Genomic DNA, 13,888 nt, shown 5'->3' with positions numbered 1-13,888 from the left:
ACAGGTTAAAAACATGAGTGAAGTCCGTATCTTGATTAGCATTGCACGTCCAGCCGAACAGGTCTGGTCGCTACTCGGCGGGTTTGATTGGCTACCTCGCTGGCTCGATGTCATCGCGAGCAGCACCCTCAGTGATGGCGGACGTTTGCGTCACCTCAAAACTGCCGACGGTGCGATCATTGTCGAGCGTTTGCTCACGTTTGATGAAGACGAAAAGCACTACAGCTATGCCCTGCTTGAGGGCCCTTCGCCAGTCACTGACTATGTAGGCACGATGTCAGCGAAGGACGATGGCAACGGGGGGACACTGGCGTCCTGGTCCAGCACCTTTCTCGTCCAGGGCGCAGATGAGGCCGAGGTCATCGGGCATTTCGAGGCACTCTACCGCGTAGGGCTGGAGCGCCTGAAGGCCGTCGTCGAATCCACGGACTGACGACGGCACGCGGGTCACCCCCGATTCATGAACGCTTGCAGACGCGGCACCATAAAGTCGAGGAACGTTCGGATACGCTGGGGCACATGCTGTCCACCCTGATACAGCGCATTGACTTCCTCGCTGTCATGGCCTGTTTGCGCGAGTACCTCGACCAACCGGCCAGCGGCGAGATCCTCATCGATGTGAAAGTCCGCCAATCGGGCAATCCCCACCCCGGCGATGGCCATACGTCGAACGGTCTCGCCATTGTTGGCTTGCAGGTTGCCCTGGACGATTCGATCAACGATGCGGCCACTCTGATGCATGGGCCACACTGGACTAGAGCGCCGAAAGTTGAAGCTCAAACAATTATGCTCGGCGAGGTCTTCGAGGGTGTCGGGGACTCCGTACTTTTCCAGATACTCAGGTGAAGCCACCATCTTGCGCCGAGCAATACCGATACTCCTCGCACGTAGGGTCGAGTCAGTCAACACGCCAACACGGAATGCAACGTCTGTTCGATCCAGGTACATGTCAACGATATCATCACTCAAGGACAGGTTGATCTGGATGTTCGGGTGGGCTTCCCAGAAGGCCGGCAAATTGGGTTCGATCGCCATTGTGCCAAACGCAACCGAGGCATTGATGCGCACGGTTCCGCGTGCTTTCTGTGCGCCTTGGGCCAACACTCTTTCAACGTCGTCGAGTTCTGCCAGCAAAGCGTTACTGCGTTCATAGTAGATGCGTCCTTCGTCGGTCAGCGACAGCTTACGTGTCGAACGCTCGAGCAGACGTACCCCCAGACGCAGCTCCAGTCGAACAATCAATTTACTGACCGTCGAAGGTGTCATCAGCATCTGTCGCGCTGCTTGTGAAAAGCTGCCGGCGTCGACGACCCGTACAAATACCTGCATCTCGCCTGCTCTGTTATCCACGTCCGCCTCCCCACTCATTGATTAGTGAAAAAATATCACAAGCGCTACTTGGCGATACGTAGCAATAAGTGAGAAAACGTTCATTTATCTTGTGAAACCAATTCCATATACAGTGGAATCGAATGCACAACGCAGCCAAGCTCTGCAGGGTTGAGTAAACTGTGAAACGGCTTCACAAATCATGTTCGGCCGGATCGGGTTATCAGTTTGCTATGTCAGGCCTACCTTCTTGAGCAACATAAAGAAAGGACAGGTCCCCATGAGCTCATTATTTGATCCCATCCAAGTCGGCACTCTTACGTTGCGCAACCGTATCGCCATGGCGCCGATGACACGGGCGCGGAACCCGGATGGCGTCGCCAACGACCTCACTGCGCTTTATTACAGCCAGCGCGCCAGCGCCGGACTGATCATCACCGAAGGCACCCCCATTTCGCGCTCGGCCGAAGGCTTTTTGGCCATCCCCGGCATCTACACCACGCCACAGATCGACGGCTGGCGCAAAGTAACCCAGGCAGTGCACGCTACCGGCGGCGTTATCTACATGCAGCTATGGCATGTCGGGCGCGTTTCCCATGTCAGTATTCAGCCAGGCGGTATTGACCCGGTCAGCTCGACCTCGCAGATTGCCCGTAACTCCCAGGCCTGGGGTTTGACTGAGCGTGGCGAGCTCGGTCCGGTCGACGTCTCCCAACCCCGCGCCCTCACCACGCCGGAAGTCAAAGCGGTGATTCGTGACTTTGCCCAGGCAGCCGCGAATGCTATTGACGCCGGTTTCGATGGCATTGAACTGCACGGCGCCAACGGCTACCTGATCGAACAATTCCTCAACCCGTTGGTCAATGACCGCACAGACGAATACCGCAGCGATACCCTCGAAAACCGTTCACGCTTCTTGCTGGAAGTGGTCGACAGCGTCATTGAACGTATCGGTGCGCAACGCACCGCCATTCGCCTGTCACCCTTTGGCGGCCTGTTTGACATGGGGCTTTACGAGGATGTCGAAGAAACCTATCTGTATGTCGCCGACCAACTCTCCCGACGCGGTCTGGCCTATGTTCATTTCATGGATCAGCTGTCGCGGGGCAGTTCGCCCATTCCTCGGGATTTCCTGCAAAAATTTCGCACCCACTACCATGGCACGCTAGTGCTCGCAGGAGGCATGACTAAGGAACGAGCGGAACAATTTCTTCGCGATGGGATGATCGACATCGCAGCATTTGGTGAACCTTTCATCGCGAACCCCGACCTGGTTGAACGACTACGCAACGACTGGCCATTGTTGAAACCGGACCGGGCATTGAGCTATGGAGGAGGCACCCAGGGCTATACCGACTACCCGACCTATCCGATCGCTTGACGCTCGTTGAGTGGCGTGTGGGCTTGATCTGCCACCCCGCGAATCAGGAAGTCGATCAGCGCCCGGGACGCAGCCGATAGCTGGCGATGAGGCGGGAAAATCACCGAGAACGGTCGGGACCGTCCACTCGACTGTTCGAGCAGCGGCACCAGGCGTCCGCTTTGAATCCGCTCCCGAACAATAAAATCGTAGGTCTGACAAATACCCATACCGTGCTCGGCCAAAGACACAGTGCCAAGTACGTCGTCGGACACTTGAACACTCGCCTCAGGTATCCACTCCCGATCAATACCCTGCTCACAGAACAGCCAGGGGCCGACCCGACCGCTGCTGGGCATCACAAATGGCAGGCAAGCATGCGCTGGCAGTTCGTCGACGCTGTGCGGCGTACCTGCACGCCGGAGATAGTCCGGCGCGGCGACCACGCACAAACGCGCATCCTCAAGTTTGCGTCCAATCAGGCCACTGTCAGGTAATGGCCCAAGGCGAATGGCCAGGTCATACCCTTCGGCCACCAGATCCACATTTCGATTGCTGATGCTCAACTCGATGCGCACCTGCGGGTACTGCCGAGTAAAGCGGCAGAGCAATACCGGCAGCCGGTAGTGGCCGTAAGTCGTCGGCACACTAAGCCGTACACGGCCAGTCAACGCGCCTTCCTGCCCCTGGATCGTCCGCTCTGCATCATCGATCAGCGAGAACGCCGCGCGGGACTGTTCGAGGTAAAGCAGTCCCGCCTCGGTCAGGCTCAGGCGTCGAGTCGTGCGCCGTAACAACTGAACACCCAGGCGTGTTTCCAGACGTGAGATCGCACGGCTGACTACTGACGGGGTAGTTGCCAGAAGAACGGCCCCTGCGCTTAGGGAGCCTTTCTCCACCACAGTGATGAAGACTTCTACGTCTGCGAGATAATCGAATCGCCGGCCCACCTTTACCTCCAAAGAACAAGTGCTTTTCCTTTGCGCAAGTTTATCTCCCATGGAGGCATGAATATAGTCGTATCGGGATCAGACACCTGCTGATCGAATTCACTCTCTACTGCTCGGAAATCCCATGCGCCCTATCACTCGTCTCGCCCTTGCAATGACCATTTGCACCTCAGCCTTCAACGCACAGGCCAGTAACGTCCTGGTCGTGCTGTCTGATTCAGACCACCTTGAGCTCAAGGACAAGAAAGTCTTTACAACCGGCTTTTACCTGAACGAATTGATGCAACCCGTAAAACTACTGCTCGATGCCGGCCACTCGGTGACCTTTGCGACGCCAACGGGCAAGGCGCCAACGCTGGACCAATCGTCCAACGACAAAATGTATTTCAACAATGACATTGCGGCACTGCAGGAGCACAAGGCACTGCTGGAGCACCTCAAGATTACCTCGCCGGGTGAGTCACCGGTCATTAGCCTGTCGCGGGTCGAACAGATCGGCTACGAGCACTTCGATGCTGTCTATGTACCCGGTGGCCACGCACCTATGGAGGATCTGCTGCATAGCGCCGCATTGGGGAAGTTGCTGAACAACTTCCATAACAACGGCAAGACAACCGCCCTCGTTTGCCATGGCCCGATTGCGCTACTGTCGACTCTGTCCGACCCAACAGCCTTCACTCGGAAACTCGAAGGCGACGGCAAAGCCCCAACGCATGGCTGGACTTATGCAGGATACAAATTCACGGTCATCAGCAATCAGGAAGAGGAACTGGCCAAAGGCTTGTTGAATGGCGGTGCGATGAAGTTCTATCCGCAAACGGCACTGGAACAAGCCGGCGGCGTATACAGTAGCAACACTTCACCGTGGACCAGCCATATCGTCATCGATCGCGAACTGGTGACCGGTCAAAACCCTGGTTCTGCGCTGGATGTGGGTAAGGTGATACTCGATCGACTCAAATCCCAGAGCCAAGCAAAAGATTGATCGATTCAAACTCTCACTTTTTCACCGACAAAACATTGCGCAGGGTGATTGCCTCTTCCTCCTCCAGACAGGAAAGCTTTCTAATCGTGAATTTTAATCAAGACTATTGTGCTGCCTGATGCATTTTTCTCCGGGATGGAGCCGCAGATACTGTCGGTATTCACCTATGGAGTCGCCCTGCATCACGCACGGCGCAGGAGACCTGATGAACTCACATTTTCAACGTTTACTCGGCCCTAACAACTTCTCCATCGGACTGGAGTTGCCGCTGGACAATGATTGGTCCACTGCCGGTCAACGCTTGAGCATGGCGGAAAAGCGCCCTTTTGGCGCTCCCGATCTGAAACAACATGCCCAACTGGCCCGATTGGCGGACAACAGCGGTTTTCGAGCCCTGTGGGTGCGGGATGTGCCGGTCTATGACCCGAGTTTTGGAGATGCTGCACAGGTCTTCGAGATTTTTTCCTACTTGGGTTATCTGGCCGGCATCACCCAAAACATTATGCTTGGCACTGCCGCGGTAGTCTTGCCGCTACGACAACCGTGGTTGACCCTCAAGGCTGCCAATAGCATCGACGAACTGAGCGAGGGCCGCCTGCTATTAGGGGTGGCCAGTGGCGATCGGCCGATGGAGTACCCGCTGTTCGGTGTCGACTACGACCAACGGGGAGCGCTTTTTCGTAACACCGTTGAACTGCTGAAAAGCCAAGGCATTGGACGTCTGCCGGAGGGAGCCCAACTATTACCGCAGCGTGAAGATCCCTTTCCCCTGCTGGTTGCCGGACTTGGCCAACAATCACCGACCTGGATTGGAGAGCACATGGATGGGTGGCTCGCCTACCCTGGAACGCCTCAGGAGCATCGTCGGCGTGTAGGGCTCTGGCGAGAGGTGGGGGCTGACAAACCCTATATCAGTTTTCTGCATCTGGACCTTGAAGCCAATCCGCATTCGCCAATGAAACCGCTGCGTTTCGGTGGACGCGGCGGGCGAATGGCGCTCATTGAGGAGCTGGAGGCGTTGCGTGAGTCGGGTGTACAGCATGTTGGCCTGCATCTGCGTCACAGCGAACGACCCGTTGCGGAGGTGGTTGAAGAGATTGCCGAGTGCATTTTGCCCAGATTTCACAACGTAGTCTGACGCGCTATAGGGAGCGGCAGTTGAAGGTCATTCAACGCCCTTTTGGCGCCGACGCCGAATTGATCTGCGTACCGACGCAAGGCTGACCCAACTCCAATCGGCAGAATCCAGCACAGGAAATTGTTCGCGAGGAATCCGACTGGGTCAGTGGCATCTCGGTAACGAGGTCAGTTCAGCGTCGGCTTCCAACATGCTGATGCTTCATTCAGCCTGGACGAAAGCAGTGAGGACTCTACTGAGAGCCAACCGTTTTGTAGGGGTAAAAACGGCCTTAAATAAAAAAGGGTCGCGAGATAAAATCTCGCAACCCTTTGAATTATATGGTCGGGACGGAGTGATTCGAACACTCGACCCCTAGCACCCCATGCTAGTGCGCTACCGGACTGCGCTACGCCCCGACTAGGCGTGAAACTGGGTTTGCTTCGCAAGGAAGCGATCAGGAATATACCGCAAGCTTTTGAAATGTGGAAGTATTTTAAAAGCCTGAATTACTTTTTCAGAACCACCAGCACATCTTCCAATTCGGAGATCATCTGGCGGATCAGTTGTTTGTACTGGGTGGTGTCGTCTTTGGCTTCATCACCCGACATACGTTGGCGCGCACCACTGATGGTGAACCCCTGGTCATAGAGCAACGCACGGATCTGTCGGATCATCAGCACATCCTGGCGCTGATAATACCGACGGTTCCCGGTGCGTTTTACGGGGTTGAGTTGAGGAAACTCCTGCTCCCAATAGCGCAGCACGTGCGGTTTTACCGCACATAGCTCGCTGACTTCACCGATGGTGAAGTAGCGCTTGCCTGGGATGACGGGTAGCTCGTCGTTATGACTTGGTTCCAGCATAAGCCTCAACTCGGGCCTTCAACTTCTGCCCTGGACGAAAGGTGACCACACGGCGAGCCGTGATCGGGATTTCTTCTCCCGTTTTCGGATTGCGGCCCGGCCGCTGACGTTTGTCCCGCAGGTCAAAATTACCGAAACCGGACAGTTTGACCTGTTCGTTGTCTTCAAGAGCGTGCCTGATTTCTTCAAAAAACAGCTCGACCAATTCCTTGGCCTCGCGCTTGTTCAGGCCCAATTCTTCATACAGACGTTCCGCCATCTCAGCTTTCGTCAAAGCCCCCATACGTCACTTCCTTAACGTGGCGTTTAACCTTTGTTCAAGCGAGGTGAGGATGTTTTGTGTCGTGGTATTCACCTCATCGTCATTAAGAGTGCGCGATGGATGCTGCCAGGTCAAGCCAACTGCAAGGCTTTTTCTATGCGGATCAATGCCTTTACCCTGATAGACGTCAAATAGCCTGAGGTCCGTCAGCCATTCCCCTGCATTTTCACGGATTACGTCCAGCACAGCACTGGCTGCCACTTCGCGATCGGCGATCAACGCCAGGTCGCGTCGTACTTCAGGGAAACGCGACAACTCGCTGAATTTCGGCATTTTGCCCGACGCCACTTCCGCCAGTACCAGCTCGAAAACGAAGACCGGACGATCGAGACCGAGGGTTTTCGACAATTCAGGGTGAATGGCACCGACAAAACCGACCAGGCGCCCTTCGCGCTCAATGCGCGCCGTCTGGCCTGGATGCAACGCCGGGTGGCTACCAGGAACAAAGCTGAATGCGTCCAGCGCTCCCGCAAAGCCCAACACCGCTTCCACGTCAGCCTTGACGTCGAAGAAGTCCACCGCATCGCGTCCTTGTGCCCAACCTTCCGGCAGACGGCTGCCACAGACCACGCCAGCCAACATCGGCTCTTGCTTCAGGCCTTCCAATTGTCCGACAAAACGCAGTCCACTTTCGAACATGCGTACGCGATCCTGCTGACGGTTCAGGTTGTGGCTGAGCGCCTTGACCAGGCCCGGCCACAACGACGAACGCATGGCCGCCATGTCATTGGAAATCGGGTTAGCCAACAGCAAGGGCTCGACACCCGGATTGAACAGCTCGAACTGTTTCGGATCGATGAAGCTGTACGTCACCGCTTCCTGATAACCGCGAGCGACCAGCAGCCGACGCAGTTCCGGCAGATGGGCACGGGCCTCGGCCTTGGCCTGCGGCGCCAAGCGGGCTTGCGGATAACGAACCGGCAAGCGATTGTAGCCGTATAGACGCGCCAGCTCTTCGATCAGATCGACTTCAAGGCTGATATCGAAGCGATGGCTTGGCACTTCCACACGCCACTGCCCTGCCCCATCTGCCGCGACGCCAAGACCCAACGCCGACAGCAGGCGCTCGATCTCAGCATTCTCGATCACCAGGCCGAGCATCTGCTCAACCCGTTGGGCACGCAAAGTGATCGGTGCGATCGACGGCAGGTGCTGTTCGCTGACGGTTTCAATGACCGGACCGGCTTCGCCGCCGGTGATTTCCAGCAGCAGGCCAGTGGCGCGCTCCATGGCTTCACGGGCGAGGTTCCAGTCCACACCGCGCTCGTAGCGGTGCGAAGCATCGGTATGCAGGCCGTAGGAACGGGCCTTGCCAGCGATGGCGATCTGGTCGAAGAACGCACTCTCAAGGAACACATCGCGAGTGGTCGCGGATACGCCGCTGTACTCGCCACCCATCACGCCGGCAATCGCCAGGGCGCGGGAGTGGTCGGCGATGACCAGGGTGTCGGCGCGCAGGCTGACTTCCTGACCATCGAGCAGCACCAGCTTCTCGCCTTCTTCGGCCATGCGCACACGGATGCCACCGTTGATTTCGGCGAGATCGAAAGCGTGCAGCGGTTGACCCAGCTCCAGCATCACGTAGTTGGTGATGTCGACGGCGGCGTCGATGCTGCGTACGTCGGCACGGCGCAGGCGCTCAACCATCCACAGCGGGGTTGGCTTGGACAGGTCGACGTTACGAATTACACGGCCCAGATAACGTGGGCAAGCGTTTGGCGCCAGCACGTCGATCGGGCGCACTTCGTCGTGCACAGCCGGCACGGGAGCAACGACTGGTCGGGTAACCGGGGCGTTGTACAACGCGCCGACTTCACGCGCCAAGCCAGCCAGGGACAGGCAGTCACCACGGTTCGGGGTCAGGTCGACCTCAATGCTGGCGTCTTCCAGTTCCAGGTAAACGCGGATGTCCTGGCCCACTGGCGCGTCGGCCGGCAGCTCCATCAAGCCATCATTGCCCTCGCCGACTTGCAGTTCGGCCTGGGAGCACAGCATGCCGTTGGACTCAACGCCACGCAGCTTGGCCTTCTTGATCTTGAAGTCGCCCGGCAGTTCGGCACCGATCATGGCGAACGGGATCTTCAGGCCCGGACGCACGTTGGGCGCTCCGCACACGACCTGAAAGGTTTCCGCACCATTGCTGACCTGGCAAACGCGCAATTTGTCGGCATCGGGATGCTGCTCGGTGCTCAGCACCTCGCCGACCACCACGCCGCTGAAAACACCGGCGGCCGGCGTAACGCTATCGACCTCAAGACCGGCCATCGACAGACGAGCAACCAGCTCGTCGCGATCTACCTGCGGGCTTACCCAGCCACGCAGCCATTGTTCACTGAATTTCATCCTGCTCTCCTAAAGATCCGTTACGACTAGCGAAATTGCGCGAGGAACCGCAAGTCGTTGTCGAAGAACAGACGCAAGTCGTTCACGCCGTAACGCAACATGGCCAGACGCTCAACGCCCATGCCAAAGGCAAAGCCGGAAAACTCTTCCGGATCGATCCCGGACATCCGCAGCACATTGGGGTGAACCATGCCGCAGCCCATGACTTCCAACCAGCCGGTCTGTTTGCAGACGCGGCAACCCTTACCGCTACACATCACGCATTCCATATCGACTTCAGCGGAAGGCTCGGTGAACGGGAAGTACGACGGACGAAAGCGCACCGCCAGCTCTTTCTCGAAGAACACCCGCAAGAATTCTTCGATGGTGCCTTTGAGGTCGGCAAAATTGATGTCGCGATCAACCAGCAGGCCTTCGACCTGGTGGAACATCGGCGAGTGAGTGATATCGGAGTCGCTACGGTACACACGGCCAGGGCAGACGATGCGGATCGGCGGCTGCTGCGATTCCATGGTGCGGACCTGTACCGGCGAGGTATGGGTGCGCAACAGCATGTTCGCATTGAAATAGAAGGTGTCATGCATCGAACGGGCCGGGTGATGGCCTGGGATGTTGAGCGCTTCGAAGTTGTGATAGTCGTCTTCGACCTCAGGACCTTCAGCGATGCCGTAGCCAATATGGGTGAAGAACTGCTCGATACGTTCCAGAGTCCGCGTAACCGGATGCAGACCGCCTGAGGTCTGGCCGCGGCCAGGCAGGGTCACGTCAATGGACTCGGCGGCGAGCTTGGCCGCAAGATCGGCCTCCTCGAACAACGCCTTACGTGCATTGAGAACCTCTGTGACACGCTCCTTGGCAACGTTGATCAGCGCGCCAACTTGCGGACGCTCTTCTGCCGGCAAATTCCCCAGGGTCTTCATCACCTGAGTCAATTCACCCTTTTTGCCAAGGTAGTGAACCCGGATTTGCTCCAGGGCATTGATATCTTCAGCGCTTTGCACAGCCTCAAGAGCTTGAGCGACCAGCGCATCCAGGTTTTCCATGTACAGACTCCAGATACAAAATAGGGGAAGAGCTTGAAGGCTCTTCCCCTATTTATGACGTTTAACACCTTGGGCCACGGAAGTGACCCAGGGTGACTGTCGGGGGTACTTAAGCCAAGGTGGCTTTAGCTTTCTCGACAATCGCAGCAAACGCCGCTTTTTCGTTCACTGCTAGATCAGCCAGAACCTTACGGTCGATCTCGATGGACGCTTTTTTCAGGCCAGCGATGAAACGGCTGTAGGACAGGCCGTTAACACGAGCACCAGCATTGATACGAGCGATCCACAGAGCGCGGAACTGACGTTTTTTCTGACGACGGTCACGGTAGGCGTATTGGCCTGCCTTGATTACCGCTTGCTTGGCAACACGGAATACGCGTGAACGCGCGCCGTAGTAGCCTTTAGCAAGTTTCAGAATTTTTTTGTGACGCTTACGGGCAATGACGCCACGCTTTACACGAGCCATGAGTTACTTCCTCTATTCTTGATCCAAAATTAACGAAGGCGCAGCATGCGCTCGACTTTTGCCACGTCAGACGGATGCAGCAAGCTGCTACCGCGCAGTTGACGCTTACGCTTGGTCGACATTTTGGTCAGGATGTGGCTCTTGAAAGCGTGCTTGTGCTTGATACCGTTAGCAGTTTTCAGAAACCGCTTAGCAGCACCACTTTTAGTCTTCATCTTTGGCATGTTCGGATACTCCGCATTCAGTTGATAAACATAATCAGAAGGCCTGCCGTGCCCTATTGATTACTTCTTCTTTTTCGGGGCGATGACCATGATCAGCTGGCGTCCTTCCATCTTAGGATGCTGTTCGACCGAACCGTACTCGAGCAGGTCAGCTTCAACCCGCTTGAGGAGTTCCATCCCCAGCTCCTGGTGGGCCATCTCACGGCCGCGGAATCGCAAGGATACCTTGGCCCTGTCCCCATCACTCAGGAAACGTACCAGGTTGCGCAGTTTTACCTGGTAATCCCCTTCCTCCGTCCCTGGACGAAACTTGATTTCTTTAACCTGGATCTGCTTCTGGTTTTTCTTCGCTGCGGCAACCTGCTTCTTCTTCTCGAAGATCGATTTGCCGTAGTCCATCAGCTTGCAGACAGGAGGTACAGCATCGGCGGAAATCTCCACCAAATCGAGCTTGGCTTCTTCAGCCTTAAGAAGCGCGTCTTCAATTGACACAATCCCAAGCTGCTCGCCTTCAGCCCCAATTAACCGAACCTCACGTGCCGAGATATTCTCGTTGATCGGGGCTTTCGGTGCAGCTCGTTTATCTTGTCTCATTTCACGCTTAATAGTAATTACTCCGAATCTGGGCGACCACGCCGGGAAACCGCTTGCGCGAGAAACTCAGCGAACTGGGCGACGGGCATCGAGCCCAGGTCAGCACCTTCACGAGTACGCACAGCGACAGTCTGCATCTCGACTTCCCGATCTCCGATAACCAAGAGATAGGGAACCTTGAGCAAAGTATGCTCGCGGATTTTAAAGCCGATCTTTTCATTTCTCAAGTCGGACTTGGCACGAAATCCGCTTTCATTGAGAGTTTTTTCAACTTCAGCGGCAAAATCCGCCTGTTTATCAGTGATGTTCATGATCACTGCCTGGGTCGGAGCCAGCCACGCAGGGAACGCGCCCTCGTAGTGCTCGATCAGGATTCCGACAAACCGTTCGAACGAACCGAGGATCGCCCGGTGCAGCATAACCGGGTGTTTACGGCTGTTGTCTTCGGAGACGTATTCGGCTCCCAGACGGATCGGCAGGTTAAAATCGAGCTGCAGGGTACCACACTGCCAGACGCGACCAAGGCAATCTTTGAGCGAGAACTCGATCTTCGGCCCGTAGAACGCACCCTCCCCCGGCTGCAGATCGTATGCAAGGCCCGCGCTGTCCAGCGCAGCGGCCAGTGCAGCCTCGGCGCGATCCCACAATTCGTCGGAGCCAACGCGTTTTTCCGGACGAGTGGACAGTTTCATCTCGACTTCGGTAAAGCCGAAATCGCGATAAACATCCATGGTCAGCTTGATGAAAGCGGCGGATTCGGCCTGCATCTGCTCTTCAGTGCAGAAGATATGAGCGTCGTCCTGGGTGAAACCACGTACACGCATGATGCCGTGGAGAGCACCCGATGGCTCGTTACGGTGGCAGGCACCGAACTCGGCCAGACGCATCGGCAGCTCGCGATAGCTCTTCAGGCCCTGATTGAACACCTGCACGTGGCAAGGGCAGTTCATCGGCTTGATGGCGTAGTCGCGGTTTTCCGACTGCGTGGTGAACATGTTGTCGGCGTAGTTGGCCCAATGCCCGGATTTCTCCCACAAGCTGCGATCAACCACCTGCGGAGTCTTGATCTCCAGGTAACCGTTCTCGCGCTGAACCTTGCGCATGTACTGCTCGAGCACCTGGTACAGAGTCCAGCCGTTCGGGTGCCAGAACACCATGCCCGGCGCTTCTTCCTGGAGGTGGAACAGGTTCAGGCGCTTGCCGATTTTGCGGTGATCACGCTTTTCGGCTTCTTCGATACGCTGGATATAGGCGGCCAACTGCTTCTTGTCAGCCCAGGCAGTACCGTAGATCCGTTGCAATTGCTCGTTCTTGGCGTCACCGCGCCAGTAGGCACCGGACAGCTTGGTCAGCTTGAACGACTTGAGGAAACGCGTATTCGGCACGTGCGGGCCACGGCACATGTCGACGTATTCTTCGTGGTAGTACAGCCCCATGGCCTGCTCATCTGGCATGTCTTCCACCAGACGCAGCTTGTAGTCTTCACCACGGGCGCTAAACACGTCGATCACTTCGGCGCGCGGAGTGACTTTCTTGATGACGTCATAATCTTTCTCGATCAGCGCATGCATGCGCGCTTCGATCGCCGCCAGGTCGTCCGGTGTGAAAGGACGTTCGTAGGCGATGTCGTAATAAAAACCTTCTTCGATGACCGGTCCGATAACCATCTTCGCCGTCGGGTACAACTGTTTGACGGCGTGACCAATCAGGTGCGCGCAAGAGTGGCGAATGATCTCCAGCCCCTCTTGATCCTTGGGCGTGATGATTTGCAGGCTGGCATCGCTGGTGATCAGGTCGCTGGCGTCAACCAGCTTGCCGTTGACCTTGCCAGCCACGGTGGCTTTGGCCAGGCCGGCACCAATGGATGCGGCGACATCGGCTACGGAAACCGCATGATCGAATGAACGTTGACTGCCGTCGGGAAGAGTAATAGTTGGCATGGCGCCTCCTCTCCTAGTGGTGACCCCTACCAAAGGTCACGTGGGTTGGGATGAGCCAGTACAAGATCCAACACCAGGCCGTTCAATGATGAACGCCTGCCTTACAGCGGCAGGGACCTTTCGGCCAACCGATAATCGAACCAGAGTGACTGGAGTTAAACAAAAAGGAAAACATGGCGAGGTGGCAAACGGCACACCGCAAAAGAGCCAAGCGGGAGATGCTAGCACAGATGAACGGTCATCGCGCCGACACGCTCACCTGCAACCACAAAATCCACTCTTTATAGAGGCAAAAGTGAACTTGAGCTGTACGCGTGCCCTCAAACCCACTGAGAATCGCCGTTCGCCC

At 56.5% G+C, this 13,888-nt stretch carries 14 protein-coding genes and 1 tRNA gene; 4 read left to right on the top strand and 11 right to left on the bottom strand.

All coding sequences use genetic code 11. From position 1 onward, the window contains the following. Positions 1-13 precede the first annotated feature (13 nt). Positions 14-433 (top strand): SRPBCC family protein, encoded by a 420-nt coding sequence (locus BLU75_RS05745; RefSeq protein ID WP_084377455.1) that lies wholly within the window; start codon positions 14-16, stop codon positions 431-433. A 14-nt stretch (positions 434-447) separates the two neighbouring features. On the opposite strand, the gene BLU75_RS05740 is transcribed toward BLU75_RS05745, so the two are convergent. After that, positions 448-1,350, bottom strand: coding sequence for a LysR family transcriptional regulator (locus BLU75_RS05740; protein ID WP_084377453.1), 903 nt, complete (start codon positions 1,348-1,350; stop codon positions 448-450). Positions 1,351-1,609: 259 nt separating this feature from the next. On the opposite strand from BLU75_RS05740, the gene BLU75_RS05735 reads away from it, so the two are divergent. After that, the gene (locus BLU75_RS05735) at positions 1,610-2,710 is read left to right on the top strand and encodes an alkene reductase (RefSeq protein WP_084377451.1); all 1,101 of its coding nucleotides are present in this window, start codon (positions 1,610-1,612) and stop codon (positions 2,708-2,710) included. On the opposite strand, the gene BLU75_RS05730 is transcribed toward BLU75_RS05735, so the two are convergent. Then, positions 2,695-3,639, bottom strand: coding sequence for a LysR family transcriptional regulator (locus BLU75_RS05730; RefSeq protein WP_084377449.1), 945 nt, complete (start codon positions 3,637-3,639; stop codon positions 2,695-2,697). The genes BLU75_RS05735 and BLU75_RS05730 overlap by 16 nt on opposite strands. A gap of 124 nt (positions 3,640-3,763) precedes the next feature. On the opposite strand from BLU75_RS05730, the gene BLU75_RS05725 reads away from it, so the two are divergent. Next, the gene (locus tag BLU75_RS05725) at positions 3,764-4,624 is read left to right on the top strand and encodes a type 1 glutamine amidotransferase domain-containing protein (RefSeq protein WP_084377447.1); all 861 of its coding nucleotides are present in this window, start codon (positions 3,764-3,766) and stop codon (positions 4,622-4,624) included. 205 nt (positions 4,625-4,829) lie between these two features. After that, positions 4,830-5,762: a TIGR03571 family LLM class oxidoreductase gene (locus BLU75_RS05720; RefSeq protein ID WP_084377445.1), complete on the top strand. Its 933-nt coding sequence runs from the start codon at positions 4,830-4,832 to the stop codon at positions 5,760-5,762. Positions 5,763-6,083: 321 nt separating this feature from the next. Here BLU75_RS05720 and BLU75_RS05715 read toward each other — a convergent pair. From BLU75_RS05715 to thrS, 9 genes are all read right to left on the bottom strand, one after another. Beyond that, positions 6,084-6,160 (bottom strand) — tRNA-Pro (locus BLU75_RS05715). 90 nt (positions 6,161-6,250) lie between these two features. Next, the gene (locus BLU75_RS05710) at positions 6,251-6,607 is read right to left on the bottom strand and encodes a MerR family transcriptional regulator (protein WP_003174972.1); all 357 of its coding nucleotides are present in this window, start codon (positions 6,605-6,607) and stop codon (positions 6,251-6,253) included. Continuing rightward, positions 6,588-6,890 (bottom strand): integration host factor subunit alpha, encoded by a 303-nt coding sequence (ihfA, locus tag BLU75_RS05705; protein ID WP_002553164.1) that lies wholly within the window; start codon positions 6,888-6,890, stop codon positions 6,588-6,590. Before ihfA ends, BLU75_RS05710 begins: the two co-directional genes overlap by 20 nt. 3 nt (positions 6,891-6,893) lie before the next feature. Then, on the bottom strand, positions 6,894-9,272 hold the full coding sequence (pheT, locus tag BLU75_RS05700) for a phenylalanine--tRNA ligase subunit beta (RefSeq protein WP_084377443.1): 2,379 nt from the start codon (positions 9,270-9,272) through the stop codon (positions 6,894-6,896). A 26-nt stretch (positions 9,273-9,298) separates the two neighbouring features. Beyond that, positions 9,299-10,315: a phenylalanine--tRNA ligase subunit alpha gene (pheS, locus tag BLU75_RS05695; protein WP_003203624.1), complete on the bottom strand. Its 1,017-nt coding sequence runs from the start codon at positions 10,313-10,315 to the stop codon at positions 9,299-9,301. Positions 10,316-10,424: 109 nt separating this feature from the next. Then, on the bottom strand, positions 10,425-10,781 hold the full coding sequence (gene rplT / locus BLU75_RS05690; RefSeq protein ID WP_002553161.1) for a 50S ribosomal protein L20: 357 nt from the start codon (positions 10,779-10,781) through the stop codon (positions 10,425-10,427). Positions 10,782-10,810: 29 nt separating this feature from the next. Beyond that, positions 10,811-11,005, bottom strand: coding sequence for a 50S ribosomal protein L35 (gene rpmI / locus BLU75_RS05685; RefSeq protein WP_002553160.1), 195 nt, complete (start codon positions 11,003-11,005; stop codon positions 10,811-10,813). Positions 11,006-11,065: 60 nt separating this feature from the next. Beyond that, positions 11,066-11,617, bottom strand: coding sequence for a translation initiation factor IF-3 (gene infC, locus BLU75_RS05680; protein ID WP_170827566.1), 552 nt, complete (start codon positions 11,615-11,617; stop codon positions 11,066-11,068). Beyond that, on the bottom strand, positions 11,617-13,539 hold the full coding sequence (thrS, locus tag BLU75_RS05675) for a threonine--tRNA ligase (protein ID WP_084377441.1): 1,923 nt from the start codon (positions 13,537-13,539) through the stop codon (positions 11,617-11,619). The genes infC and thrS overlap by 1 nt, the downstream gene beginning before the upstream one ends. Positions 13,540-13,888: the final 349 nt, after the last annotated feature.

Origin of the sequence: Pseudomonas mucidolens (genome assembly GCF_900106045.1) — a bacterium.
Lineage (GTDB): Bacteria > Pseudomonadota > Gammaproteobacteria > Pseudomonadales > Pseudomonadaceae > Aquipseudomonas > Aquipseudomonas mucidolens.
The sequence above is the reverse complement of the archived record's forward strand: the minus strand, read 5'-3'. Positions and strand labels throughout refer to the sequence as shown.

Excerpts from the sequence above, each read along its gene's own strand:
- BLU75_RS05720 (WP_084377445.1), top strand. The coding sequence starts at position 4,830 with ATGAACTCACATTTTCAACGTTTACTCGGCCCTAACAACTTCTCCATC.
- BLU75_RS05735 (WP_084377451.1), top strand. The coding sequence starts at position 1,610 with ATGAGCTCATTATTTGATCCCATCCAAGTCGGCACTCTTACGTTGCGC.
- BLU75_RS05725 (WP_084377447.1), top strand. The coding sequence starts at position 3,764 with ATGCGCCCTATCACTCGTCTCGCCCTTGCAATGACCATTTGCACCTCA.
- pheT (WP_084377443.1), bottom strand. The coding sequence starts at position 9,272 with ATGAAATTCAGTGAACAATGGCTGCGTGGCTGGGTAAGCCCGCAGGTA.
- thrS (WP_084377441.1), bottom strand. The coding sequence starts at position 13,539 with ATGCCAACTATTACTCTTCCCGACGGCAGTCAACGTTCATTCGATCAT.
- ihfA (WP_002553164.1), bottom strand. The coding sequence starts at position 6,890 with ATGGGGGCTTTGACGAAAGCTGAGATGGCGGAACGTCTGTATGAAGAA.
- rplT (WP_002553161.1), bottom strand. The coding sequence starts at position 10,781 with ATGGCTCGTGTAAAGCGTGGCGTCATTGCCCGTAAGCGTCACAAAAAA.
- pheS (WP_003203624.1), bottom strand. The coding sequence starts at position 10,315 with ATGGAAAACCTGGATGCGCTGGTCGCTCAAGCTCTTGAGGCTGTGCAA.
- rpmI (WP_002553160.1), bottom strand. The coding sequence starts at position 11,005 with ATGCCAAAGATGAAGACTAAAAGTGGTGCTGCTAAGCGGTTTCTGAAA.
- BLU75_RS05745 (WP_084377455.1), top strand. The coding sequence starts at position 14 with ATGAGTGAAGTCCGTATCTTGATTAGCATTGCACGTCCAGCCGAACAG.
- BLU75_RS05710 (WP_003174972.1), bottom strand. The coding sequence starts at position 6,607 with ATGCTGGAACCAAGTCATAACGACGAGCTACCCGTCATCCCAGGCAAG.